The sequence below is a fragment of the Myxococcus hansupus genome (genome assembly GCF_000280925.3).
GTDB lineage: Bacteria > Myxococcota > Myxococcia > Myxococcales > Myxococcaceae > Myxococcus > Myxococcus hansupus.
Map to the genome: position 1 here is coordinate 141,450 of NZ_CP012109.1, position 23,937 is coordinate 165,386.

Annotated in this window: 19 protein-coding genes; 9 read left to right on the forward strand and 10 right to left on the reverse strand. The window is 70.6% G+C overall.

All coding sequences use genetic code 11. The features are described from left to right. The first annotated feature begins 36 nt into the window (after nucleotides 1–36). On the forward strand, nucleotides 37–942 hold the full coding sequence (locus A176_RS00595; RefSeq protein WP_002635098.1) for an NADP-dependent oxidoreductase: 906 nt from the start codon (nucleotides 37–39) through the stop codon (nucleotides 940–942). Between the two features lie 6 nt (nucleotides 943–948). Here the strand turns inward: A176_RS00595 and yedA are convergent, their stop codons facing one another. Then, complete coding sequence (gene yedA, locus A176_RS00600) at nucleotides 949–1,932, reverse strand: drug/metabolite exporter YedA (protein ID WP_044890548.1); 984 nt, start codon at nucleotides 1,930–1,932, stop codon at nucleotides 949–951. Nucleotides 1,933–2,165: 233 nt separating this feature from the next. Between yedA and hrcA the strand changes: the two genes are divergently transcribed. Continuing rightward, nucleotides 2,166–3,197 (forward strand): heat-inducible transcriptional repressor HrcA, encoded by a 1,032-nt coding sequence (gene hrcA, locus A176_RS00605; protein WP_002635100.1) that lies wholly within the window; start codon nucleotides 2,166–2,168, stop codon nucleotides 3,195–3,197. A gap of 6 nt (nucleotides 3,198–3,203) precedes the next feature. Here the strand turns inward: hrcA and A176_RS00610 are convergent, their stop codons facing one another. Next, nucleotides 3,204–6,050: a carboxypeptidase regulatory-like domain-containing protein gene (locus A176_RS00610; RefSeq protein ID WP_002635102.1), complete on the reverse strand. Its 2,847-nt coding sequence runs from the start codon at nucleotides 6,048–6,050 to the stop codon at nucleotides 3,204–3,206. An 80-nt stretch (nucleotides 6,051–6,130) separates the two neighbouring features. Continuing rightward, on the reverse strand, nucleotides 6,131–7,126 hold the full coding sequence (locus tag A176_RS00615) for a lipid kinase (RefSeq protein ID WP_226994131.1): 996 nt from the start codon (nucleotides 7,124–7,126) through the stop codon (nucleotides 6,131–6,133). 248 nt (nucleotides 7,127–7,374) lie between these two features. Here A176_RS00615 and A176_RS00620 point away from each other — a divergent pair, with 248 nt between their 5' ends. Beyond that, a complete protein-coding gene (locus A176_RS00620; RefSeq protein WP_002635105.1) occupies nucleotides 7,375–7,860 on the forward strand; it encodes a hypothetical protein in 486 nt (161 codons plus the stop codon). A 58-nt stretch (nucleotides 7,861–7,918) separates the two neighbouring features. Here the strand turns inward: A176_RS00620 and A176_RS00625 are convergent, their stop codons facing one another. The 3 genes from A176_RS00625 to A176_RS00635 form a co-directional block, all read right to left on the reverse strand. Further along, nucleotides 7,919–8,635, reverse strand: coding sequence for an HAD family hydrolase (locus A176_RS00625; RefSeq protein WP_044890547.1), 717 nt, complete (start codon nucleotides 8,633–8,635; stop codon nucleotides 7,919–7,921). A gap of 46 nt (nucleotides 8,636–8,681) precedes the next feature. After that, a complete protein-coding gene (locus A176_RS00630) occupies nucleotides 8,682–9,485 on the reverse strand; it encodes a hypothetical protein (protein ID WP_044890591.1) in 804 nt (267 codons plus the stop codon). Between the two features lie 77 nt (nucleotides 9,486–9,562). Beyond that, complete coding sequence (locus tag A176_RS00635; protein ID WP_002635112.1) at nucleotides 9,563–9,910, reverse strand: hypothetical protein; 348 nt, start codon at nucleotides 9,908–9,910, stop codon at nucleotides 9,563–9,565. Nucleotides 9,911–10,123: 213 nt separating this feature from the next. Here A176_RS00635 and A176_RS00640 point away from each other — a divergent pair, with 213 nt between their 5' ends. From A176_RS00640 to A176_RS00650, 3 genes are all read left to right on the forward strand, one after another. Then, the gene (locus A176_RS00640) at nucleotides 10,124–11,122 is read left to right on the forward strand and encodes a site-2 protease family protein (protein WP_002635114.1); all 999 of its coding nucleotides are present in this window, start codon (nucleotides 10,124–10,126) and stop codon (nucleotides 11,120–11,122) included. After that, nucleotides 11,119–12,117, forward strand: a complete 999-nt coding sequence (locus A176_RS39535) for a hypothetical protein (protein WP_021781447.1) — start codon at nucleotides 11,119–11,121, stop codon at nucleotides 12,115–12,117. The genes A176_RS00640 and A176_RS39535 overlap by 4 nt, the downstream gene beginning before the upstream one ends. 163 nt (nucleotides 12,118–12,280) lie before the next feature. After that, nucleotides 12,281–14,269 carry a DNA repair helicase YoaA gene (locus tag A176_RS00650; RefSeq protein WP_002635117.1) on the forward strand — a complete coding sequence of 663 codons (1,989 nt, stop codon included), beginning with the start codon at nucleotides 12,281–12,283 and terminating at the stop codon, nucleotides 14,267–14,269. Between the two features lie 9 nt (nucleotides 14,270–14,278). Here A176_RS00650 and A176_RS00655 read toward each other — a convergent pair whose 3' ends face one another. Next, a complete protein-coding gene (locus A176_RS00655) occupies nucleotides 14,279–16,279 on the reverse strand; it encodes a TonB-dependent receptor (RefSeq protein ID WP_226994132.1) in 2,001 nt (666 codons plus the stop codon). Between the two features lie 431 nt (nucleotides 16,280–16,710). After that, nucleotides 16,711–16,989, reverse strand: a complete 279-nt coding sequence (locus A176_RS00660) for a LysR family transcriptional regulator (RefSeq protein WP_044890589.1) — start codon at nucleotides 16,987–16,989, stop codon at nucleotides 16,711–16,713. Nucleotides 16,990–17,092: 103 nt separating this feature from the next. On the opposite strand from A176_RS00660, the gene map reads away from it, so the two are divergent. The 3 genes from map (at nucleotide 17,093) to A176_RS00675 (ending at nucleotide 20,935) form a co-directional block, all read left to right on the forward strand. Continuing rightward, nucleotides 17,093–17,875, forward strand: a complete 783-nt coding sequence (gene map, locus A176_RS00665; protein ID WP_044890546.1) for a type I methionyl aminopeptidase — start codon at nucleotides 17,093–17,095, stop codon at nucleotides 17,873–17,875. Nucleotides 17,876–17,992: 117 nt separating this feature from the next. Continuing rightward, complete coding sequence (locus tag A176_RS00670) at nucleotides 17,993–18,646, forward strand: DUF2231 domain-containing protein (protein ID WP_002635124.1); 654 nt, start codon at nucleotides 17,993–17,995, stop codon at nucleotides 18,644–18,646. A gap of 1,203 nt (nucleotides 18,647–19,849) precedes the next feature. Then, nucleotides 19,850–20,935, forward strand: coding sequence for an MBL fold metallo-hydrolase (locus A176_RS00675; protein ID WP_002635126.1), 1,086 nt, complete (start codon nucleotides 19,850–19,852; stop codon nucleotides 20,933–20,935). 25 nt (nucleotides 20,936–20,960) lie between these two features. Here A176_RS00675 and A176_RS00680 read toward each other — a convergent pair whose 3' ends face one another. Continuing rightward, nucleotides 20,961–21,440 carry a (2Fe-2S)-binding protein gene (locus tag A176_RS00680; protein WP_002635128.1) on the reverse strand — a complete coding sequence of 160 codons (480 nt, stop codon included), beginning with the start codon at nucleotides 21,438–21,440 and terminating at the stop codon, nucleotides 20,961–20,963. A gap of 2 nt (nucleotides 21,441–21,442) precedes the next feature. Continuing rightward, on the reverse strand, nucleotides 21,443–23,599 hold the full coding sequence (locus A176_RS00685; protein ID WP_002635130.1) for a xanthine dehydrogenase family protein molybdopterin-binding subunit: 2,157 nt from the start codon (nucleotides 23,597–23,599) through the stop codon (nucleotides 21,443–21,445). Nucleotides 23,600–23,937 lie beyond the last annotated feature (338 nt).

A 23,937-nucleotide genomic window follows, 5' to 3' on the forward strand; every position in this document is an offset into this window, starting at 1 on the left:
TCGCCCGTCGTCAGCTCTTTCACCGAGGAGGCGCTCATGAAAGCCGTCGTGCTCAAGGCCTATGGGGACGTGGATGCGCTCGCCGTTCAGGACATGCCCGAGCCGAAAGTCGGGCCGGGCGAGGTGAAGGTCCGCGTCACCGCCGCCGGCATCAATCCGGTGGATTGGAAGATTCGGCGCGGTGACATGAAGGCGTGGATGCCCGTGCAGTTCCCCACCATCCTGGGTCGGGACGTGGCCGGTGAGGTCATCGAAGTGGGCTCGGGGGTCACCGACTTCAAACCCGGTGACCGCGTCATGGGCGTGGTGAACGCCGGCTACGCGGAGAAGGTCGTCGCGCCCGTGGACGCCTGGGCGAAGGTGCCCGAGTCCATCGACCTCAAGGACGCCGCCGCGCTCCCGCTCGTCACGCTCACAGGCGTGCAATTGATTGAGGAGGCAGTGAATCCCAAGAAGGGAGACACGGTGCTCGTCATCGGCGCGTTGGGCGCGGTGGGCCGCGCCGCCGTCTTCGCCGCGAAGGCGCGGGGCGCGAAGGTGCTGGCCGGCGTGCGCGCCAACCAAAAGGCGGAAGCGCAGAAGCTGGGCGTGGACGGTGTCTTCGCGCTCGACGCCGCGGACGAGTTCTCCAAGCTGCCCATGCTGGACGCGGTGGCGGACACCGTGGGCGGCCAGGTGGTGGCCCGCGTGCTGGAGAAGGTGAAGCCCGGCGGCACCCTGGGCAGCGTCCTGGGTGAGCCTCCCGAGGCCAAGGGCCGCCAGCTCACCGTGCGCGCCATCCTCACGCACCCGGACTCACGCCGCCTGACGCAGCTTGGACAAGCGGTGGCCAAGGGCGACCTGGTCATCCCCGTCAGCAAGCGCTTCCCGATGGCGCAGGTGAAGGAAGCGCAGAAGCTGGCGGAGCAAGGCGGCGTGGGCAAGGTGCTGCTCGTCAACTGAGCCGCGTCACTTCTTGCGCGTCAGCAACACCACCGCGCCCAGGATGGCGCCCATGGCCAGCCAGGCCGTGGGCGTCATCGTCTCTCCGGCCAGGATGCCGCCCAGGAACACCGCCAGCACCGGGTTGACGTACGCGTAGCTGGTGGCGAGCGACGGGCGCGCGTTGCGCAGCAGGTAGCCATAGGCGCTGTAGCCCACCAGCGAGCCGAAGACGACCAGGTAGAAGAACGCCAGCACCGCCCTGGGCGTGGGCATGGCCGTGGGGCGCTCCCCAATCAGCAGGCTGAAGCCCAGCATGACGACGCCACCGCACAGCATCTGCGCCGCGGTGGACATCAACCCGTGCGGCATGGGCAGCCGGCGGCTCCACACCGAGCCCAGCGCCCAGCTCATGGGCGACACCAGCAGCGCCAGCGTGGGCAGGAGGCTGCCGCCCATGTCACTGCCCAGGTTGAGCAGCACGATGCCGCCGAAGCCAATCGCCAGTCCCCAGCGCTCCGTGTGTCCGGGCCACTGGCCGAAGAGCCCGCCGAACAGCGCCGTCCACAGGGGCAGGCTGCCCACCACCAGCGCCGCCACGCCCGAGGGCACCGACTGCTGCGCGAAGACGAGCCCTCCGTTGCCCACGCCCAACAGCAACAGGCCGACCAGGGCGCTGGCGCCCCACTGACGGGCCGTGGGCACCGGCGCGCCGCGCAGCCACAGCACGGCGAAGAGCAGCGCGCCGGCGAGCATGAAACGCACACCCGACATCTGGAAGGGCGGCAGGCCACCTTCCAGTGCCCAGCGGATGGCCAGATACGTGGAGCCCCAAATAACGTAAAGTGACAGGAGGCTGGCGATAAGCCACCCGCGCTGGGCGCCACCGGGAAGGACGTCTCCGGAGGGCAGACTGACGGGGGCTGGCTGTGCGACGGGAAGGGACTCGGCACGCGAGGCGAGCACGGCGCGGCTTGTACAGCCGCCGCATTTCGCCGGCCATGTGGGCATTGCCACACCTCACAGCCTGGCCTTTTCCTGAAGAGTACAGTCCCGCGGCGACGCACTCGGGCGTCAGGGCGGCTGGCGGGCGGGCGGGGAAGGGCGTCGGGAATGTCTCGCTCGGTTGCCCGTAGGGACAGGGCGGCTCCCGGATTGAATGCCCGGGGCTGCTTTCTTAGACTTTCCCCAGGAGCCAGGGCGGAGGGTGCCGCCGCGCCGGAGCTCCGGAGTGAGCGCCACGGATGTCCGAAGAGCTGGGTGAACGTGAGAAGGAAGTCCTCCGCGCCGTCGTGCAGGAGTACATCTCCACGGGCGGGCCGGTAGGCAGCCAGCAGCTCACGCGCAGGTCGGGGTTCGAGGTGTCCTCCGCCACCATGCGCAACGTGCTGGCGGACCTGGAGGAGCTGGGCTTCCTGGAGAAGCCCCACACCTCGGCCGGGCGCGTCCCCACGGACTTGGGCTACCGCTTCTACGTGGACACGCTGGTGAAGCTGAAGGACCCGACGCCGCGCGACCGGGAGCTCATCCACGCGGGGCTCGCGCACGAGGCGGACGTGGCGGAGATGCTGGGCGAGGCCAGCCGCATCCTCCACTCGCTGACGCGCCACGCGGGCGTCGTGGTGACGCCGCGGCCGGAGTCCGCGGTGTTCCGGCGCATCGAGTTCGTCCGCCTGCGAGAGAACCGGGTGCTCGCCATCCTGGTGGGGCAGAGCGGGCAGGTGCACAACAAGGCGATTACCGTGGAGTTCCCCATCACCTCCGACGAGCTGCTCAAGGCGAGCAACTACCTGTCGGAGCTCTTGCGCGAGGTTCCGCTCGAGGAGGCCCGCGAGCGCATCCGCGCGGAGATGGACCAGGAGCAGGCGCTCTACAACGCGCTGACGGCCAAGGCGCTCAAGCTGGGCGCGGCGGCCACGGACCTGGCCACCACGGAGCGGGTGCTCATCCAGGGCACGGGCTCGTTCCTGGAGCAGCCGGAGTTCGCGGACGTGGAGCGCATGCGCGCGCTCTTCAAGGCGTTGGACGAGAAGCACAAGCTGCTGTCGCTGCTCGACCGGGTGAAGGTGGCCAACGAGATGCAGATTTTCATCGGCGCGGAGAGCGACTTCTCCGCGGCCGGCGACGTCACCGTCATCGCCAGCCCCTACGGCAACCAGGAGCAGGTGCTGGGCACGGTGGGCGTCATCGGCCCCACGCGCATGGACTATCGGCGCGTGATTCCGCTGGTGAACTTCACCGCGCAGGTGCTGTCGCGCGTGCTGGACAAGGTGTAGCGCCCGTCACTCCGCCCGGGTGACGAGCACCTCCTCCTCGCCGCCCGCGCGCCGGACGTGCAGGCGCACGGGCGTGCCCGGGGCGCCGCGCGTGCGGACCTCGGCCTCGGTGCTGTCGCGCACCACCTGCCCGTCCACGGCCACCAGGCGGTCCCCCACGTGGACGCCCGCGCGCGCCGCGGGCCCGTCCGGCGTCAACCACGCGAAGGCGACGTGGCCCCGGTCCTCGCTGAAGCCCGCGCCCAGCGTGCCCGGCGTGGCACGGCGGGGTGACACCGTCACGTCGCCCACGTCCGTCGCCTCGGCCTCGGCCACCTTCACGGTGCGCGTCTCCACGCGTCCCTCGGGGGGCAGCAGCCGCACGGTGTGGGCGCCCGGGCGCACGTCGCTCAAACGGAAGCGGCCGTCCGGCCCGGTGAGCGCGTCCGGACGCGGGCCCACGGCCTTGTCGAGGAACACCGCCACGCCCGCCGCGGGCCCTCCGTTGCGGCTCCACACCGCGCGCCCGGCGATGGACGCCACGCCACCGGTGAGGGGAATCTCCACGTCCGAGGTGGCGCCAGGACGCAGCGACACCTGGACCTCGCCCGTGCGGCCGTCGTCGGTGCGCACCGTCACCTTCAACGCCTGCGCGGGAGCATCCGGCATCGCGAAGGTGCTGCCGGGAAAGCGCCGCGTGGTGGGCCACGCGCCCGCCCAGGGCAGCTCCTCGCCGTTGGCCTCGCGCAGCTCCAGGAGGAAGCCGTCCGGAGGCGCGCCGTTGCCCGCCACCACGCGTCCGCGCAGGGTGGCCGCCGGTTCGAGCCGCAGCGTGAGCGGGGCCTGGCTTTCGTGCGCGCCGGACAGCCGGCCCACGCGCCCCGCGTTGTGCGCCACCAGCTCCAGCGGGCTGGCGCCCTGGGGGCGCGGCGGCATGCTGAAGCGGCCCGTCTCGTCCGCGCGCTCCGTGCGCGTCATGGGGAAGTCTCCGCCCTGGAGCGCGGCGACAATGGCCAGCGGACTGGGCACGCCGGAGGGCTCCAACACCACGCCGGACAGCACGGCGTCCTCCTTCAACACCAGGTCCTGCCGCACGGTGCCTCCCTCGGGCACCGACACCGACGGGTCGCTCTCCAGGTGGAAGTAGATGGCGGGCGTTGAATGGGGCAGCGCGACGAGCTGATACACACCCGCGGGCAGCTCGAGCTGGAAGCGCCCCTGCGCGTCCGTCTCCGTCGACGCCGCCCCCGAGCCACCCCGCGGCACGGCGTGAATCAACGCGGGTTCCGTGAGGGCCCCGCCAGAGGCCCGCGTCACCTGTCCCCACACCGAGCCGGAGTCCGCCAGCGTGAAGTCCACGTGTGTCACCTGCGCGGCCTTCAACGTCTCCATCCGGGAGGCCCACCGCTGCGAGCCCTCGCGCCGGGCGCCCACGGAGGTCGGCCCTGCTTCCAGGCCCTCCAGCCGCCAGGCCCCCTGGGCGTCGGTGAGCACGGTGTGCGTGATGCCGGAGAGCGACCGCGGCTCGGCGCGCACCTGGGCGCCTTCGACGGGCTGTCCCTCCGCGTTCACCACCAGGCCCTCCAGCGTCGCCGTCGCGGGCTCCAGCCGCACGTCCACGGGCGTGTGTCCGCCGGCCTCCACCACCAGTCCCTCGAGCAACCGCCCCGTCATGCCCGCGGCGTGCACCGTGACGTCGTATTCGCCCGGAGGGACGTCCAGGCGCCACGCGCCATGCTCCTTGGAGGTCGCTCGGCCCAGCTCGCCCTCGCCGCCCGAAGGCGTGGCCACCAGCACCGCGTCCGGCACGGGGACGCCGTCCAGCGTGGACACGGTGCCGGCCATGCCGCTGGCGGCGCCCAGCGTCACCCTCAGGCCGCGCAGCGTCTCGCCTGGCGCGACGGACACGGGGCCGGACACGCGCCCCATCTGTTGCCCCCGGCGCGCGGCCACGACCCACGTCCCCGCGTTCACCTCCAGCGCGAAGCCTCCGCCCTCGCCCGTGGTGGTGCGCACGGGCGAGGAGGCGCCGGACGCCGTCACCTCCGCGTCGGTGACGGGCTGCCCCCTTGCGTCGACGACGAAGCCCTCCAGGGTGCTCGCGCCCCACAGGCCCACCACCACGTCCCCGGCCTGGGGGACCTGGAGCAGGCGCAGCGTGCGGCGGCTGAAGCCCGGCGCCTCGGCCGTGAGCTCGTAGCGGCCCGGCGCCAGGTGGGAGAAGGCGAAGCGCCCCAGTGCGTCGCTCGTCGTCTCCGCGGCCTCCTCGGGCAGCGCGGTGGCGGTGGCCCAGGCGGTGGGCGTGCCGGGGTAGGGCCGCAAGGTCAGCGTCGCGAGCGGGATGGGCTCCTCGCGCCCTTCCGCCACCGTGCGGCCCCGCAGCGACACGCCGCTGGCCAGTCGCAGCTCGACCGCCGTCTCTGCTTCCCCCTGGGGCCGCGTGGCCTCCAGCCTCGCGGGGCCGTGGCCCGGGGCGTGCGCGGAGAGCAGGTAGTTTCCCGGGCCCGCGGGCAGGTGCAGCACGCCGCCCTCCGTGGTGGCGCCATCCCCCGCGAGCCGCCAGGGCGAGGTGCCGCTGCCGTCGTCCGCCACGCGCAGGTAGGCCCGCACGCGAGCGCCTTCCAGCGGGCCCTGCGCGCCCACCACGCGCACCACGAAGGCGCCCACGTCTGGGGCCGGCGCGGTCTCCAGCGCGAGCGTGGGCGGCGTGTGGGTGCGAGGCGCGGGGCCTGGGACGACGGCTGGCGCGGCCAGGGCGGGCGTGTCCGGCCTGGGGGTCGGGGTGCCCGTGGGGACGGGCATCCGGAACCACAGCAGCAGCACCGCCGCGATGGCGAGGCACGAGGCAAACAGGAGCGGAGTTCGATGGCGCACGGGTCCGGCCTCCCCGCGTCCGGCCGGTGCCGTCGCGGCAGTGCCCACAGTGTAGGCCAGCCGCGCTCAGAATCGAAACTTCAGGAGGGCGCGGGGGCGTAGACCCGCAGGGCCGCGGGGGCCACCTCGAAGCGCATGGGCGTGCGGCCCACGAGCTCGCCATCCGCGTTCACTTCCTGGACGGGGTCCGACTCCACGTAGAGCCGGGCCGCGCGCAGCGAGGTGACGGCCGGGTGGGCCACGTGCTCACCGGTGCGCAGCGACAGGGCCACGCGCACCAGGGTGGCGATGTCCTGCAGTTGCCCCAGGCCCGTGCCTTCCAGTCCGGACGCGGAGGACGGCGCCGCGATGGCGTAGATGTTCAGCCGCCGGTCATCCAGCCGCGCGTCGGGCGCCACCATGTTCCCCGCGCCATGGTAGAGGCCGTTGCCCACCACCAACTGCAACACGTCCAGGGACAGCTCGTGGTCATCCGCCTTGAGCCGGATGTGAAAGGGCTTGAGGTCCTTCACCTCGGCGGCGGCGGCCACCGGATAGGCCAGCTTCCCGGCGCGTTGTTTCAACCGCTTCGTCAGCCGCCGGGCGATGCCTGTGGCCAGGCCCAGGCTGGCCGCGTTGAGGAAGGGGCGGCCATTGGCCAGGCCCACGTCCACGCGGGCGGTGTAGCCCTGGGCGATGACGTCACACGCGGCTTCGATGTCGGGCGGAATGCCCAGGGAGCGCGCGAAGTCGTTGCCGGTGCCCAGGGGCAGCACGCCCAGCGTCACGTCGCGGCCCAGCAGGCGACCCACCGCGCGGCTCAGCGTGCCGTCGCCTCCTCCCACGATGATGCGGCGGGTTCCCAGCTCCGCCATCCGCTCCACCACCGCGTCCAGGCGTTCGGCCCGGGAGAGCGCGTGGCATTCCGTGATGGCGACGCCCCTTTCGGCGAGTGCGTCCCTGGCTGTCTCGAAGGCCTCGCGGCCCGAGCGCGAGCGGGTGTTCACCACCAACACCGCGGGGCCGTCATCCAGGTCCGGCCGGCGCGGGGGTTTGATGAGGGCGGGTTCCAGGGTGCCTCCTCTTTCGGGTCGCACGCGAATCTGTGCACGCACCCTCCGTCTGGCCAGCGGCACGCAAGGCGGAGCCGCGGGCGGATTTCCCACGCGCGTCGCCCCGTCCTCCGGTGCATTCCCCGTGTCTGGTGCCAGGGCCGCGTGCCTCCGTGCGTCGGGCGCCGAACAGGTCCATCCGGCCACGCGCTTCCGATTGGGTGGGTGACTGCTCACCTCTGCGCTGAAGCTGGCCCCATGAAGGTGTCAGTCATGCAGGGAGAGCAAGGCGCATGGCACGAGGAAGCAAGGCGAAGTACACGACGAAGCAGAAGCGGATGGCCGCGCGCATCGAGGAGGGCTACGAGAAGCGTGGCACCTCCGAGAAGACGGCCGAGGCCCGGGCCTGGGCCACCGTGAACAAGCTCACGGGAGGCGGGATGAAGAAGGGGGGCTCGGGGAGCAAGGCCAAGGCCGCGCGCAGCCGGCCGCTGGCGCGGAAGAACGCGCGCAAGGCGGGACGCAAGGGTGGAAAGGCCACCGCCGCCAAGCGCGCCACCACCTCCACCTCGCGCAGCCGTACGCGCAAACCCACGCGCACCACGCGCGCAGGTTCCAAGACGACCACGGCCCGGGGCGTCGCGTCGCGCCGTGCCACCGCGAAGCGCACCCCCACCGCGAAGCGCACGGGCGCCACGTCGCGGGGAACCGCGCGCCGCGGCACCACGACACGCACGTCGACGCGCAGCTCGCGGACCCGGACGCGCTCGCGCAGTTAGCCCACGGCCACTTCCCCATCCCTCGCACGGGGGATGGGGAAGGGCGGGCGCGCGGCTTTCAGCGACGCTCGTCGTTCTTCGCCGCTGGCCCCACGTCCGCCTCGTTCCAGGGCCATTCGCGGCGGGACGCTTCGTAGCGCGCGAGCAGCTCCGCCGGGTCCTTCACCAGGGTGCGGCAGCCCGCGGCGCGCAGGTCATCCGGCGGAAACCCTCCGGCCAGCACCCCCACCGACGGGAGGCTCAACTTGTTGGCGGCGAGCGCGTCATAGGGCGTGTCTCCCACGACGACAGTCACCTCCGGGCTGGGCTTGCCCAACCGCGCGAGGGCGGCCTCGAAGATGTCCGGGTGGGGCTTGCTCTTGTCCACCTGGTCCTGGCTCGTCTTGTTCTCGAACAGGCCTTCGATGCCACACAGCTTCACGTAGTGCTTCAGCTCCTCGTCCTTCGCGCTGGAGGCGAGCACGATGCGCACCCCGCCCGCGCGCAGTCGCTGGAAGAGCTCCCGCACGCGCGGAAAGGGACGCACCTTGGGCAGGAATTCGCTCAGGAAGAGCTTGCCGCGGTACTCGTCCAGCTCCTTGCCGAAGCGCTCCACTTCCTCATCGTTGAAGAAGACGGGAATGAGCTGGTCGGCGCCCTTGCCAATCTGGCTGCGCACGTGCGCGAACGGGATGTCCCGGCCGAAGTGAAGGAAGGCGCGCCGCCATGTCTCGGCGTGCTCATCCACGGAGTCCACCAGCGTTCCATCCACGTCGAAGATGACGTTTTCCACCATTTGCCTTGGCCCTCGGCCCCGAAGGTGGGGATGCCGAGGGTGGCGGTCAACCGCCCGCGGGCGGGGTGGTGGGCGACGACGGCACCAGTGTCCGCGTCTGCACGTCGTAACCTTCGGGCGCGGTGAGGGTGAAGGCGTCGTTGGGCAGGGCCGCGCCCAGCTCCACGCGCGTCAGCACCGTTTCCCCCACGCGCTTGCCTCCCTGCCACCGGCCGAGCCGCTTGGGCACGCACAGGTCCAGGGCCGCGTCGCAGTCCTCCTCCTCCACGCGCTCCTCGGCCTCCGCGCCGCCAGGGGCGCGGGTGCGCCGGGACAGGAAGTCGAGCTGCGGCCAGCGCAGCACGTATGTCATCTCCAGGCCCTGGGCCTCGCCCTCCAGCTTCTGCGTCAGCTCCACCGCCTGCGGCGCCAGCGGGTGGGTGGCGCGGCGGACCGTCGCGTGGCTCAAGAGAAGGGGCGTCCGGAAGCCCTCGGGAATGAAGGGGTGGAACGTCTCCGACAGGAAGCCCGCGAGCTGCGCGGGCGGCAGCTCCGAGGTGAAGGTGACGAACTGCTTCTCCGCGTTGAGCTGCTGGAAGAAGCGGCTGCCGTCCCACGAAAAGGTGCGCGAGGCGGGAGGTCCCAGCGTGCCACGCAGGCGCTGCGGGGCGCGGTAGTCGAAGGTGAAGGTCACCGGCTCCAGCCCCGTGTCCTGCACGGTGCCGGCGATGCGGTAGCTGCTCAGCTTCGCCTCGCGTGCGGCCAGCCCGGCCTTGACCTGGGGCAGCAGGGTGGCGTCTTCGTCACCGCCCTTCTTGGAGCAGCCGGTGAGGGCGGTCAGGGCACAGCACAGGAGGAGGCGGTTGCGCATGGTGGGCCAGAAAAGCAAGAAGGCCCACCTGTCGCCAGGGGGCCTTCCGCGTTACCGCGCTGTTCGCGCGGCGTGGACTACTTGACCGCCACGCCCACTGCGCCGGAGCTGGTCACGCCGATGATGGTGCCGGCCAGGGCGTAGATGCCGTGGCGGGGCGTGGTGCCCGCGGTCAGCAGCTCGACCTTGGAGGCGCCCATGGCCTTGGCCTCGGCGATGAGCAGCTTGTTGATGACGGTGTCGAGGTCGCTCTGGACGATGTCGACGATGTGGAAGATGGCGGTCAGGCCCAGGGCGTTGGCCTGAACAACGGCGACGGCCTCACCGTTGGAGGCGATCTCCGTACCGGAGACGACGGCGCTCTCAACGCTGGTGCAGGCAACGAGGCTGCTGGCGGCAACGGCGGACAGGACGAACTTGTTCATGGTCTTCCCCTCTTGAATGGGTTGCTTGTGTGGTGACCGCCCGCCTTGGAGTGCGACCGGTCGTTGTCTTGAAGCCTTCCAAGCGGGCGCGGTCGTAGCAGATGTCGACTCCAAGTCAAGGTCCGTCCGAGACACTCCGTCCCGGTCCAGGTTGGGCAGCGGCGCGTTGCAATGCGCATCTCCCCTTGCTAGCCAACCTCGAGGCTCCCCTTCATGGACACCGTCTCCGCTGCCCGACCCGCGCCCCGTTACTGGGTGCACCTGTTGCTCCTGGTGCTGACGGTGGGGACCACCTTCACCTCGTATCTGCTCTACTTCCATTTCCAGCGGCCCTACTCGCTGGGAGAGGTGTCGCCCGAAGCGGCTTTCCGCGGCCTGTCCTTCAGCCTGTCGCTGCTGGCCATCCTGGGAACCCATGAGATGGGGCACTACCTGTTGGCGCGATGGCACCGGGTCGAGACGTCCCTGCCGTATTTCATCCCGCTGCCGGTACTCGGGGTCGGCACGCTGGGCGCCGTCATCCGGATTCGCGACCGCATCCCGAACCGCAACGCGCTGGTGGACATTGGCGCGGCGGGGCCGCTGGCGGGCCTGGTGGTGGCGCTGCCCGTCCTCTACTGGGGGCTGGCGCACTCCACGGTGGTGGACGCGCCGAGCATCCCGGACGCCACCTTTCCGGGAGATGGCTCGCTCTGGGTGATTGCCCGAGACGTCTTCGCCTGGGTGATGGAGCGCGTCACCAACGCCCCGCCCGCGCCGGAGGAGCCCTTCAACGGCGTGCAGACGCTCTTCGGGGACAGCCTGCTGATGCAGGGGCTGACGCGGCTCGCGCTGGGGCCGCTGCCGGAGGGCAAGGACGTGCTCGTGCATCCGGTGGTCATCGCCGGGTGGTTCGGGTTGCTCGTGACGCTGTTGAACCTGATGCCCGTGGGGCAGCTCGACGGCGGGCACCTGGCCTACGCGCTCTGGGGCCGCCGCGCGCACTGGGTGGGCCGCGCGGTGGCGCTGGTGCTGCTGGTGCTGACGCTGTTCGTCACCGCGTCCTGGGGCTTGTGGCTCCTGGTGACGAGCAAGCTGGTAGGGTTCGGCCATCCGGAGGTGGTGGAACCCCAGGCGCCGCTCAGTCCCCTGCGGAAGTGGATTTGCGCGCTCTGCCTGCTGGCACTCATCGGCTGCGCCATGCCCATACCCCTGCGTCAGGTGCTGACATGAAGTTCCTGTGCGACGCGTGCGAGCGGCTCGTGCCGCTGGAGACGTTCCGGGCCGAGTCCGGGGGCCTCGTGGTGACATGCGGACGGTGCGGCGCGGAGAGCCGCGTGGGCCCGTCCGTCTCTGGCGCGCCGGCCTCGTTCGTGGGCGCGTCGCCGTCTGACGGGTCGGCCTCCTCTCTGGGGACATCGCTGTCCGGCGCGCCGGCCTCCGAGCGCCTGGGGGCCACACGGTCCACGGGCGTTGCGCCCGCGGGGAGTCCGGGCGCGCAGTGGCCCACGGTGCCCGAAGTGGCCGAGCCCGCAGGACTTGGCGCGTCGCCGGCACCTGACGCCGTGGGGGCCTCACGGTCCGCGGGCGCGGTGCCCTCCCACGAGAATCTGGGCGCCGCACACCCCGCAACGCCGGGGGCCTTCGCCGCGTCAACATCGTCGTTCGGTCATGGCGCATCGGCACCGCGCGTGGGGTCGCCCTCCTTGCGTGTCGTGCGGGGTGATGCGGGGCAGCCCCTGCCGTTGACGGACGAAGTGCTCTTCGAGCCTCCCGAGGGCGTCTGTCCCAAGTGCGTGGCGCCGCGCCGCGAGGAGGCCCTGGCCTGCCCCCAGTGCGGGCTCGTCTACGTGAACCACGTGCCGGAGGCGCAGGCGCCCTCGGACGTTCTGGTGGACGCGTGGCGGACCCTGGCGGCGCGCTGGGAGGACTGGGACGCGCACGACCGGCTGATGACGTTGGCCGCGGGCCGTGGCGAGCTGGCCATGGTGGGGCGCCTGTATCGCATCCGCCTGGCGCGCGCGCCGGGCGACACCGCCGCGCAGAGAGGCCGCGATGAGGTGGTGCGCCGGGCCACCCTGGTGGTTCCGTCTTCGTCCGACCTGGGGGGAAGTACCCAGGTCCTCGAGCGCGTGAAGAAGGTGGCGGTGGGGGTGGGCTTCGTGGTGGTGCTGGTGCTGGCGATGCTCGTGTTCCAGCACCTGCGCACGATGATGGCGGGGGGCTGACGGACGGGCCGTCCAGGAGCCGGCCAACCCCCGTGCAGGTGGTTCGCTGGCGGAGGGGCAGGCGGCCGTCGGGAAACGCGGCACCTGAAGTGGCCGGAAACGCGCCGGAAGCGGCGGCGGCTGCTATTTTGTCCGGCCGCATCCCGTCTCCCCTTCGGTGCCGATGTCGCTCTCCGTCTCCACCCCCGTTTCCGTCGACAGCCTGCTCGGTCCGGGAGGCGCGCTCGAGGTCGCGCTGCCCGCGTACGAGCACCGCCCGGAGCAGCTCCAGATGGCGCGCGCCGTGGAGCGGGCCTTCACCGAGCGCAGCTACCTGCTGGCCGAGGCGGGGACGGGCACCGGCAAGACGCTCGCCTACCTGGTGCCCGCGTTGCTGTCGGGTCGCCGGGTCGTCGTTTCCACCGCGACCAAGACGCTGCAGGACCAGATCTTCTTCAAGGACCTGCCGCTGCTGCGCGAGAAGATGGGCCTGCGCTTCGAGGCCGCCTACCTCAAGGGCCGCAGCAACTACCTGTGCCTGCATCGCTATGACGCCTTCTCGAAGGAGCCGCAGTTCGGCTCGCGCGAGGAGTCGCGCTACTGGCCGAAGCTGAAGGCCTGGGCCGAGGAGACGGACACCGGCGACCGCAGCGAGCTGGACCTGCCCGAGTCCTTCAGCGCCTGGTCGCGCCTGTCCACCACGTCCGAGACGTGCGTGGGCACGAAGTGTCCTCAGTATGAGACGTGCTTCGTCACGCGCATGCGCAAGCGGGCGGAGCAGGCGGACCTGCTGGTCGTCAATCACCACCTGTTCTTCGCGGACCTCGCGCTGCGCAGCTCCGGCAAGCGCACGGAAGGCGTGCTGCCCTGGTACGAGGCGGTCATCTTCGACGAGGCGCACGCGCTGGAGGACGCGGCCAGTGGCCACTTCGGTTGCAGCGTGTCCAACTACCGGCTGGAGGAGCTGGCGCGGGACGCGGTGGCCTCGCTGAAGGAGGACGATGCGCGCCACGCCATGCTGCGCGCGCTGGCGGCCCGGCTTCGAGCGGGTGCGGACGCGCTCTTCGCGCAGGCGCCTCGCGCGCTGGGGCTGACGAACCAGGAGTCCTCGGTGGCGCTGCGTCCGGAGGTGATGGCGAAGCTGGCCACGCCGCTGGAAGGCGCGCGCGACGCGCTGGCCGCACTGTCCGCCTTCACGGTGGGCGAGCGCGAGCCGGAGCTGGCGGCCATCACCCGCCGCGCGGACGAGATGGAAGAGCAGCTCTCCTTCCTGGAGAAGGCCGAGTCCGCGGACCACGTCTACTGGGCCGAGCAGCGCGGCAAGGGCCTCTTCCTGCGCGCCAGTCCCATCGACGTGGCGAAGGAGCTGCGCGAGCGCATGTACGGCGCGCTGGACACGGTGGTCTACACGTCGGCGACGCTGGCGGCGGACAGCCGCTTCGACTTCTTCGCCAACCGCATGGGCCTTTACGGTGAGGACGGCCAGACGGTGACGAAGGTGCGGACGTTGGCGGTGCCCAGCCCCTTCGACTATCCGTCCCAAGCGGCGCTGTACCTGCCCACGCACCTGCCGGACCCCACGGCGCCGGGCTTCATCGAGGAGGCCGCGGAGGAGATTCACCGCCTCTGCGAGGTGACGGGCGGACGCGCCTTCGTGCTCTTCACGTCCCTGCGCAACATGGTGCGGGCCTACGAGCTGGTGGCACCCCGGTTGCCGTACCAGGCGCTGCTCCAGGGCGAGCGGCCCAAGCAGCAACTGCTGGAGGCCTTCCGCGAGACGCCGAGCGTCCTCTTCGCGGCGCACAGCTTCTGGGAGGGCGTGGACGTGCCGGGTGACGCGCTGAGCCTGGTCATCATCGATCGGCTCCCCTTCGCGTCACCGGGAGACCCGTTGGTCGCCGCGCGCATCCGGCAGCTCCAACAGCGGGGCGAGGAGCCCTTCGAGCTGTACCAACTCCCCCACGCGGCGCTGGCGCTGCGTCAGGGCTTCGGGCGGCTCATCCGCACGCAAGCGGACCGGGGCATCGTCGCGATGCTGGACCGGCGCATCGTGACGAAGGCGTATGGCCGCGTGTTCCTCGACAGCCTCCCGCCCGCGCGCCGCATGGACGACGTGGTGTCCCTGAGCCGCTGGTTCAACGGCCCGGTGCGGCCGGTGCGCACGATTCGCTGAGCGTCACGGCTACAGGTCGCGCAGACGCAGTCCCACGCGTGCGAGCAGCGGCGGGCCCAGGGTGTCCACACCGGCGCGGCCCGCGAGGTACTCGCGGTCGAAGAGGTTCTCCACCGCGCCGAAGACGTGCAGCTTCCAGAAGAGGTGGCGGCTGGCGGAGACATCGACCACCGCGAAGCCCCCCATGGGACGTTCGTTGAGGTCGTCCTCGAACTGGGAGCCCGTCATGCGCACCTGCACCGTGGCCGTCACGATGTCGGGGTCGTGGAAGGTGACGATGGCGGTGCCCCGGTGACGCGGGTCCTGCGCGAGCTGCTTGCCCACCAGCTCGGGTTGCCCCGGTGAGCGCGTGACGACGGGGTCGACGAAGGTGTACGCGAGCAGCGCCGTCCACTGTCGAGACAGCTTCCAGTCCACGCTGGCCTCCACGCCGCGCACCCGTGCCTGTCCCAGGTTCTCCCGCTGGCGGGCCGAACCATCGGGGAGCGGCGTGGCCAGGGTGACGTTGGTGATGGGGTCATCGAGCACGTTCCAGAAGCCCGTGACGCGCGTGGTGAGTCCCAGCGACGTGGACTCCGCTTCCACGCCGGCTTCGCCGCCCCACAGCCGCTCCGCGCCCAGGTTGGCGTTGGCGGCGGTGAGGATGGTGCCCACTTGGAAGGGGCGGTACAGCTCGTTGAGCGTGGGCGCGCGGAAGGCGCGGTATGCGGAGGCGCGGAGGGTGAGCCACTCGATGGGGCGCAGCCGCAGGCCCAGGCGCGGGCTGAGCTGTTGCTCGGTGCGGTCCTCGAACGCGGTCGTGTCCTCGCTCCCGTTGGCGCGGGCCACGCGCTGCTCGCCGTCCGTGTTGCGCCACACGTCCATGCGGAGCGCGGCGCTCAACTCCAGCGCGGGGATGGGTGTGTAGAGGTCCTCCAGGAAGACGCCGCCCGAAAGCTGCGTGCCTCCGGCGCTGCGTCCCACCGTGGCGGTGTCAGAAGGTGAGGGCGGAAAGAGCTGCTCCTCGGACGTGCCGGCCATTCGCCGTGCATCCAGTCCCGCGGTGAAGACGTGGGTCCCCAGCCCCGTCCACGTGGGGCCGCTCCAGACGAGCGATGCGCCCTGGTCATTGGCGGGCACCGTTTGTGATGCGGTCAGCGCCTCGGTGGAGCGGTCCGCCGCCACGCGGGCCCGGTCCTGTTCGAAGCGCTGCGCCCGGCCGTAGAGGTCCAGCGTGAAGGTGCCACCGCGCTCCGTGCGCAGCTTCGCGCCCGCGCCGAAGTGTGCCAGCTCCACGCGCGCGGTGGTGAAGCGGGTGCCACCGTTCTGATTTTCACGAAAGAGGCCCGCGCGAGCGGAGAGCGTCAGTGCGTCCGTGGCATCCGCTTCGATGCGTCCGTTGATGACGGCATGGTCGCTGGGAGTGTTCGAGTCGATGGCGCCGCGCTGTGCCGGGCTGACGATTTCGTAGCCGTCGCTGTTGAGGAGTTCGGCTTCCAGTGAGGCGCGAACGGGGCCCCAGCTATTCGCGGCGCGCGCCGCGACGAGGCCGGTGTTCGCATTGCCGTACGAGGCATCCGCGTCGACCTGGAGCCCGGTGATGGGCCGCGACACGAGCTGTACGACGCCGCCCAGCGCGCCGCTGCCGTAGAGCGCGGAGCCGCCGCTGGGGACGACCTCGATGCGCTCCAGCCCGAGCCGGGGCAGCGAGCGCCAGAAAATCCACCCACCGAACGGGTCGTTGACCGGGATGCCATCGAGCAACACGAGGCTGCGAGCCACGCCCGAAGGCGCGAGCCCGCGAAGATTGAGGCCCTGCGCCGTGGGGTCGGAGACGAGGCTGGGCGTACGGCGGAACGTGGCCGCGGAGGGCAGGGTGCGGACGAGCGTGTCCTGGGTGAGCGTGGGGCTCCGGTCGATTTCCGTGCGAGGGATGACCGTGGTGGTCGCGGGCACGTCGCGCGCGGGACGCGGGCGCCGCGAACCCGTGACGACAGTTTGCCCGGCATCCGATGCGGTCTTCTGGGCCACGGGGGCGTCCGAGGTGTTCCCGCGCGTGGTGGGGCCTGGTGCCGACGGCTCGTTGGTGTCGTGCGCCCCCGTGCTGCTCGCCTCGCTCGCCGCCACAGGCCGGGGTGCCGCGCTGCTCGCCTCGTTCCCCGCCACAGGCCGGAGTGCCGCACTGCTTGCCTCACTCGCTGCCGCCGGAAGGGGCGCCGCGAGGAGCGAGAACACGGCCACGAGTCCCAGGTGCGAACGCGCCGAGGGCGGGCGCGGACTCCGATGAATCACGAGGCGGTCGGGCATCACGGTGCGCTCTAGCAGTCCCTGGCCACGGTGCGTGCCGATTGGCGGCGCGGTTCACGCAAAGGTGGCGCGCGTCGAGGACATCCGTCGGGTGTTGAACGCCGCGTCAGGCAGAGAGGTTTCTGCTCCCCGCGACGGGAGGTGGTGCTGCCGTGTCAGCCGCCGGTGCGGCTTCCCGCCACGTCCCGCACGGTGAGCATGGCGGCATCCACCTCGGCCAGGATGCGCCTCGCGTGGAGCAGGAAGGCCTCTCCGGTGGGGAGCAGGCGCATGCCACTCCGGGTCCGCTCGAAGAGCTGGGCTCCGAGCTCATCCTCGAGCGCCTGGATGTGCCGGGTCAGCGGCGGCTGCGTGAGGTGCAGGCGTCGCGCGGCGCGGCCCACGTTGCACTCCTCGGCGACGGCAACGAAGGATTGGATGTGCGTAAGGCTCACGCTGCGCATTCTAGCGCGGGCCCGAGCGCGGGTACACGCGCCCTTCCGGCCATACCGAAACAGCATTGGACGCCCGGGGCACGGGAGCCGCACCTTGGCGGCCATGAGTGTTCCATTGTTCAAGGGGACCGAAGTGGAGCGGCTGCGCCGCGCCAGCCAGGCAGCGGCGGGCACGCTGGCCTTCATTGGCTCCAAGCTGGCGCCCGGCGTGAGCACGGGGGACATCGACCAGTGGGTGCGAGAAGACACGGCGCGGCGAGGAGGCAAGCCCAGCCAGTTGGGCTACCACGGCTTCCCGGCGACCGTTTGCACCAGCCGCAACCAGGTCGTCTGTCACGGCGTCCCCAACCCGGAGGAGCGCCTCGCTCGTGGGGACATCATCAACGTGGACGTGACGACGAACCTGGAGGGCTACCACGGTGACACGTCGGCCACGTTCTGCATTGGCGAGGTGTCCGAGGATGCTCGCCGCATCGTGGACGTAGCGCGCCGGTGCCGCGACGCGGGCATCGCGGTGGTTCGTCACGGCGCGCGGCTGGGAGACATCGGCGCCGCCATCGAGGAGCTGGCGAGGAAGGAGGGCTGCAGTGTGGTGGAGGAGTTCGGTGGCCACGGCATCGGCCACCAGATGCACACGCCGCCCACCGTCCCTCACACGGGCAAGCGGGGAACGGGCATCAAGCTGCGGTCGGGCATGGTCATCACCGTGGAGCCCATGGTGAACCTGGGACGCCCGGAGATTCGCATCCTGCCGGATGGTTGGACGGTGGTGACGGCGGACGGCAGCCTCTCCGCGCAGTTCGAGCACACCCTCCTCGTGACGGCGGACGGCTGCGAAATCCTCACCCGGCAGGAGCCTGTCCTCTCGCTGAACGTCGCCTGCTGAAGCGCCTATTGCGCGACAGTGAACGCCGCCCGCGCCAAAAAGGGCGGGCAGGCAGCCGTGCCTGCCGTGGCTTCTTGGGATGCCTAACCTTGGAGGACGAGGTCAGGAGGCCGCGCGATGAAAAAGGCGATGTTGCTGCACGAGCTGCACCCTGCACTGGTGCACATGCCCCTGGCGTTGTTGCCCACGGCGGCGATGGCTGACCTCATCTCGGTGACGACGGGTGATGCCTCCTGGGCCCGCGTGGCCCGCCGCATCTGGGTCGCGGGCTCGGTCAGCGGACTGTTCGCGGGAGTGACAGGGCTGGCGGCCAGCCAGGAGGTCCGGCTGGAGACACCTCGGTCCCAGGACATGACGTTCCTGCACGGTGTGGGCAATGCCGCCGTCCTGGCGGGCGCGCTGGGCGTGACGGCGTGGCGGCTTCGTCGTGAACCCACCGCCGCCACCGTGGCGTTGGGGCTCGGTGCGTGTGGACTGGCGCTCTACACGGCGACGTTGGGCGGGAAGCTCGTCTACGAGCTGGGCGTGGGCCAGCGCGATACGGTGCGGAAGGATGCGCCCATGCTGCTGACGCGTGACGCGCCGCTCTTGCTGGTGCGCGACGCACTTCGCGGGGCGCAGTGGCTGGTGACGCGTGCGCGTGAGCTCCTCGCGGGTGGGCGGCCTCTGGCCAAGGGTGCGACGGGGACAGAACCCTCCGGAGAGTCGCTCACGTTGCCGGCACCCGTGGTGGTGTTCCACGGCCGCGGGCGTCCCATGCCGCAGGCGTAGCGCTCGACGCCGCGGGAATCGCACCCACGGTGCGATGCGATAGGAAACCCGAAGCGGGACGCGCTGTTCCCCACCATCGCCTTGGGCTCAAGTCGGTTCGTTGGGCCGCCCTCGCCCGTCTTGTCCCGCGCTCATCCTCAGGGATTCTCTCATTTAGCGAGTTGAGCAGTTGGCGCACGAGTGACGGGCGCCCGCTATCGCTGGTGGAGCGATTCAATCAGTTGAAGCGAGAACACGCCGTCTTCCAGCAAGCCTTCGGGCTCATCTGATTCAGATGAGGGGATATCTCAGGTCCTCATCCCCACTTGAGGGTGAAAGCGCGGAACGCTCTGTGAATCCGCGTCGCTTCAACACCCCGCGTTCTGAGGGGCCCTGTGACGGGCCCCGCTTCGCAGCACCCTAAGACAAACGTCCCCTTTGACGGCGACTCACCCGCGGCCAGCAGGTGAGCATGCGACGAGGACGTCAGTCCCGACTACGGACACGGCGCGGGAGAACAGTACGGCTGGCCAGGCATCCGCGAGCAGCAGTTGAAACGGTCATTGCAGTAGACTGTGACGTCACCATCTGAGCAGGCATAGACGCCTTGCTCTTGCGATTGCATCGGGTCCTGGGCAGACGACTCTGCGTCCACCGGTCCACCACATCCCATCGACAGCAGTGAAGCAGCCAGCAGCACGCCTTTGACGAGCGACTTCATTTGCACAAAGCCTCCTCTTTGGGCCGACCGGATGGACGGTCCCTAAATGATAGCATCGTGCAGCGAGTTTCCCGCGTCGTTCCGTTGACGTGGCGCGTTGGATGGCGCCGAGAGCCAGCGGGAGCGTCCGCCGCAGCAGTCCTACCCAATCCAATCGCGGTGTGAGCCTCGCCCGCTTCCGTGGACACCCCCGATGTGGTGGAAGGGTGTTCGATGTCGGAGCGCGAGAAGAAGAGACGACAGCGACGTAACTTCATCCTCACTCGGTTACATCAGCCCTTGGAATACGAGCGAACGGCTGAGGTGCGAAGGCAGGCAGCGTAGTCATTCTGTCCACCGAAGCGGGTGAGGCTCGCGCGGGACCGACACCGCTTTCCCGTGGTTCGCTCACGTCCGCCCGCTCGACTGGCCATCAGCGCGGTAACGAAGCGGTAGCGAATGTCCATTGACGACGCGGCCGTCCGCATCCTTGATGGGTTCAGGGCGAACGCGAGGGACTCGGAATGCAGGCACTCGGAAGCAAGGCGCAGGGGGCTCGGCTCGAGCGCATGAAGGCGTCACCGCGCTTCAAGGACGGGACGTTCCACAACACCTCCCCGGTGAGTCAGGGGCTGAAGAAGGGCACCGCTGTCTCGACGATGAAGGAGTTCCTCTGGGGTGGTCAGCGGCGGGTGCCAACGGGCGTGCTGCCCATCGTCAGTCCGCTCGAGCAGTGGCTGCGCCCGGTGCAGAGCGGACTCCGCGCGACATGGCTCGGTCACTCCACCGTCCTGCTCGAGGTCGATGGAATGCGCGTGCTGACAGACCCGGTGTGGGGAGAGCGCATCTCTCCGCTGCCCTTCGCGGGACCGAAGCGGTTTCACCCCGCACCGGTGAAAATCGAGCAGCTTCCCCCGATCGACGCGGTCGTCATCTCGCACGACCACTACGACCATCTCGACTATGCGACCATCCTTCAGCTCATCCCGCTCGGCGTCCCGTTCATCACCTCGCTGGGGGTGGGCGCGCATCTGGAGGCGTGGGGCGTGCCTCCTGAGCGAATCACCGAACTCGACTGGTGGGAGTCCACGCAGGTCGGCCGCCTGACCTTCACCGCGGCGCCTTCGCAGCACTTCTCGGGGCGCGGCGTGGCCGACAGGAACCGGACGGCGTGGTCGTCCATCGTGGTGCGCGGCCCACGTCACGCCGTCTTCTTCAGCGGCGATACGGGGCTGACGCACGAGTACGTGGAGATCCGGCAGCGGCTGGGACCCTTCGACCTTATCATGCTCGAGGTCGGCGCGTGGGACCCGGCTTGGGGAGACATTCACCTCGGACCGGAGAACGCGTTGAAAGCGCACGAGTTACTGGGCGGTGGCGCTTTCCTGCCAGTCCATTGGGGCACGTTCAATCTCGCCATCCATTCCTGGGATGAGCCCGCGGAGACGCTCGTGAAGCTCGCCCCGACGAACGCGCCGCTGGTCATGCCGCGGCTCGGGCAGCCGATTGAGCCGCGCCAGGTGCAGTCCATTGACCCCTGGTGGCGCGAGGTCGAGCAGACCGAGACGGAACCGGCGCCGGTGGAGGCCGTGACAGAACCTGCTGACTGACGCAGCAGCACAGGCACGGCGCCCATCAGCCGCCGCCCGCGCCGCTTCGCAGCAGCAGGGCGGCGCGCTTGATGGCGGCGCGGATGCGGACATAGGTGCCACAGCGGCAGACGTTGTCGCTCATCGCCGCGTCGATGTCCGCGTCAGAGGGCTGGGCGTTCCTTTTGAGCAGCGCCACGGCGGCCATGATCTGCCCCGGCTGACAGAAGCCGCACTGGGCCACGTCCTCGTCCATCCACGCTTGTTGCACGGGATGCAGTCCCTGGGCGCCCAGCCCTTCGATGGTGACCACCGCGCGGCCAGACAGTCCACCCACCGGCTGGATGCAGGGGCGGAAGGCCTCGCCGTCCAGGTGACTGGTGCACGCGCCGCACACGCCCACGCCGCAGCCGTACTTCGGGCCTGTCACGCCCAGCACGTCGCGCAGCACCCACAGCAGGGACAGGTCCTCGGGCGCTTCCACCGACACCGTCTGGCCATTGAGGATGAACCGATGTGCCGGCATGCTCAGACTCCCTCGTCGAGGATGGGAAAGCGGGTGGGCATCGAGCCTCGCGCTCGGGCAATGGCGTTGGTCAGGGCCGCCGCCGCGCTGGGATAGCCGAGCTCGCCCACGCCGCCCACGCGGTCATCCGAGCGGACCAGGTGCACCTGGATGTCGGACGGGACGTGCTTCATGCGCATCCAGCGATAGTCCGCGAAGCTGCCCTCGCGCACCGCGCCCGCGTCGATGTGGATTCCCGCGCTCAGCGTGGTGGACATCGCATCCACCGCCGCGCCCTGGAGTTGCGCCTCGATGCCCTTGGGGTTGATGGGCAGGCCGACATCCGCGGCGATGACGATGCGCAGCACCCGAGGCGTCTCTCCCGTGACATCCACTTCGATGAGGTGCGCGATGGCGCTGTCCCACTCCTCGAGGACGGCGACGCCCTGAGCGACACCGGGTGGCAGGCTTCGGCCCCACTGTCCCTCCGTGGCGACCTTGTCCAGCACCGCCTTGAGGCGATTCGACGTGAGCCGCTCGCGTCGCAGCGCGACGGGGTCCACGTGGAGCTCGCGGGCCAGCTCGTCGATGAAGACCTCGTTGGACACGCCCACCTGGCTGGTGAACACCGAGCGGAACGACGCGGTGGGAACGGGAATCGCCACGTCTCGCAGTTCCTGGTTCACCCATCCGAAGCTGTAAGGGAGCTTCTGGGAGAGCGCGAAGAAGACCGCGCTGGTGACCTCGGGCAGGACCTGTCCTGCCAGCGCGGTGAGTGCGTCACCGAAGCCATGGGGGAACGCCACGGTGGGAATGGCGGCCCGGTGATGCCAGCCCAGGATTCGTCCGCTCGGGCCCAGGTAGGCGAGGATGCGGTGGTGACTGGCGGGGCGGAAGCGGCCGTGGCGCATGTCATCCTCGCGGCTCCACATCAGCTTCACCGGTTTGCCAATGGCGCGTGACACGAGCGCGGCCTCCTCCGCGGCCTCGGTGAAGAACCTGCGGCCAAAGCCACCACCGGCCCGGAGGGTGTGCACCGTCACTTGCCACGGCGTGAGCCCCCAGCCGAGCGCCCGGGCCACCTCGCGCTGCGCGTGTTTGGGGTCCTGCGCCCCCACCCAGACCTCCGCCTGTCCGCCTTGCACGCGGGCCACGCAGCTCTGCGTCTCCATGGGTGCGTGCGCCAGATAGGGGAAGTCGAAGCGTCCCTCCAGCGTCCGCGTGGTGAACAGCGGAGGTAGGGGCCTTGGGCCCATGGCGTCACGAAGGCGGGCCCGGATGTCCGCGTCCGACAGCGCGCTGGCGGGGCCGGGCGTCCAGGTGATGCGCAGCGCCGAGCGCGCCGCGAGCGCCTGTCCGAAGGTTCGGGCCACCACCGCCACGCCCGTGCCCAGGGGCACCACCGCCACCACGCCGGGCATCGTCCGCGCCGAGGCACCGTCGACCGCCTGGACGGTGCCGCGCAGCGTGGGAGGCCGGGCCACCACCGCCGGCAGCGCCTCGGGGATGTCCAGGTCCAGGGCATGGCGCGTGGCGCCCGTGACCATGTCCCTCGCGTCGATGCGGCCGGTGGGCTGGCCCACCAGCTTGAACTGGCTCACGGGCCTGGGCTGGCTGGAGACCCCAGGGAGCAGCACGCGAGCGGCGTCCTCCGCCAGTTCCCCGTAGTCCGCCCGCCGTCCGTCGGGTGCGCTCACCACACCGTGCGAGGTGGAGAGGGTATGGGCCAGGACGCGCCACCGCAGCGCCGCGGCGGTGACCAGCCGTGCCCGGGCCTCCGCCGCCGCGGCGCGCAGGGGGCCCGTGAGGAAGCGCATCGTTGACGAAAGGCCGGTGAGCTGGATGACCCAGCGAGGGTCCGCGTCGGCGCTGCGCACGTCGACCTGGTCGAGCGCCAGGTCGAGTTCCTCGGCGACGAGCATGGCCACGGCCGTGGTGATGCCCTGGCCCATCTCCGTGCGGGGCAGGGTGGTGACCACGCGCCCATCGGACTGGACGGCGAGATAGAGGCTCATCGCCGTTGTCGCACTGTCCAGGGGCTCCGTCGCCTCGGCCTCGGGTACGTCGAGCCCCAGCCGTGCGGCAATCATCAACGTGGGAGAGGCCATGACCCACGTCAGGAATCGACGGCGGTCCAGCCCCTCGGGAACAGTCACGTCTGGCTTGAGCATGTCCGCCATGGGGCAAAGTCTCCCATGCTCGATGTGTGGGGCCAGCAGCGCGAAGCCGTTCGTTTACCCGTCCGACGCGCGTCCTGTTCAGGTGAGGACTGTGCAGCCTCCCTCTCCAGCCCCCACCCTCCACAAGGCCTCTATCCCGCCGGTACGTAGGCGCGCGCAGTGGCCGTCGATCCCTCGATGAAGCTCTGGGAGCGTGGAAGTGCGTGACGACGCCCGCCATGGGTGCGGCGCGAGCTCCGTGTCGCGGTCCTCCTTCAAGAGGACCTCAACGTCGGTACCTTCGGCGGGCGCAGGCCGCTTCACGGAGGGCTGGGCCATGGCGGGCCCGTCGCTTCGAA

What these genes read in the sequence shown, in the direction of transcription:
- A176_RS00595 (WP_002635098.1), top strand. Translation starts at nt 37, where the DNA reads ATGAAAGCCGTCGTGCTCAAGGCCTATGGGGACGTGGATGCGCTCGCC.
- yedA (WP_044890548.1), bottom strand. Translation starts at nt 1,932, where the DNA reads ATGCCCACATGGCCGGCGAAATGCGGCGGCTGTACAAGCCGCGCCGTG.
- hrcA (WP_002635100.1), top strand. Translation starts at nt 2,166, where the DNA reads ATGTCCGAAGAGCTGGGTGAACGTGAGAAGGAAGTCCTCCGCGCCGTC.
- A176_RS00620 (WP_002635105.1), top strand. Translation starts at nt 7,375, where the DNA reads ATGGCACGAGGAAGCAAGGCGAAGTACACGACGAAGCAGAAGCGGATG.
- A176_RS00625 (WP_044890547.1), bottom strand. Translation starts at nt 8,635, where the DNA reads ATGGTGGAAAACGTCATCTTCGACGTGGATGGAACGCTGGTGGACTCC.
- A176_RS00630 (WP_044890591.1), bottom strand. Translation starts at nt 9,485, where the DNA reads ATGCGCAACCGCCTCCTCCTGTGCTGTGCCCTGACCGCCCTCACCGGC.
- A176_RS00635 (WP_002635112.1), bottom strand. Translation starts at nt 9,910, where the DNA reads ATGAACAAGTTCGTCCTGTCCGCCGTTGCCGCCAGCAGCCTCGTTGCC.
- A176_RS00640 (WP_002635114.1), top strand. Translation starts at nt 10,124, where the DNA reads ATGGACACCGTCTCCGCTGCCCGACCCGCGCCCCGTTACTGGGTGCAC.
- A176_RS39535 (WP_021781447.1), top strand. Translation starts at nt 11,119, where the DNA reads ATGAAGTTCCTGTGCGACGCGTGCGAGCGGCTCGTGCCGCTGGAGACG.
- A176_RS00650 (WP_002635117.1), top strand. Translation starts at nt 12,281, where the DNA reads ATGTCGCTCTCCGTCTCCACCCCCGTTTCCGTCGACAGCCTGCTCGGT.
- map (WP_044890546.1), top strand. Translation starts at nt 17,093, where the DNA reads ATGAGTGTTCCATTGTTCAAGGGGACCGAAGTGGAGCGGCTGCGCCGC.
- A176_RS00670 (WP_002635124.1), top strand. Translation starts at nt 17,993, where the DNA reads ATGAAAAAGGCGATGTTGCTGCACGAGCTGCACCCTGCACTGGTGCAC.
- A176_RS00675 (WP_002635126.1), top strand. Translation starts at nt 19,850, where the DNA reads ATGCAGGCACTCGGAAGCAAGGCGCAGGGGGCTCGGCTCGAGCGCATG.
- A176_RS00680 (WP_002635128.1), bottom strand. Translation starts at nt 21,440, where the DNA reads ATGCCGGCACATCGGTTCATCCTCAATGGCCAGACGGTGTCGGTGGAA.
- A176_RS00685 (WP_002635130.1), bottom strand. Translation starts at nt 23,599, where the DNA reads ATGGCGGACATGCTCAAGCCAGACGTGACTGTTCCCGAGGGGCTGGAC.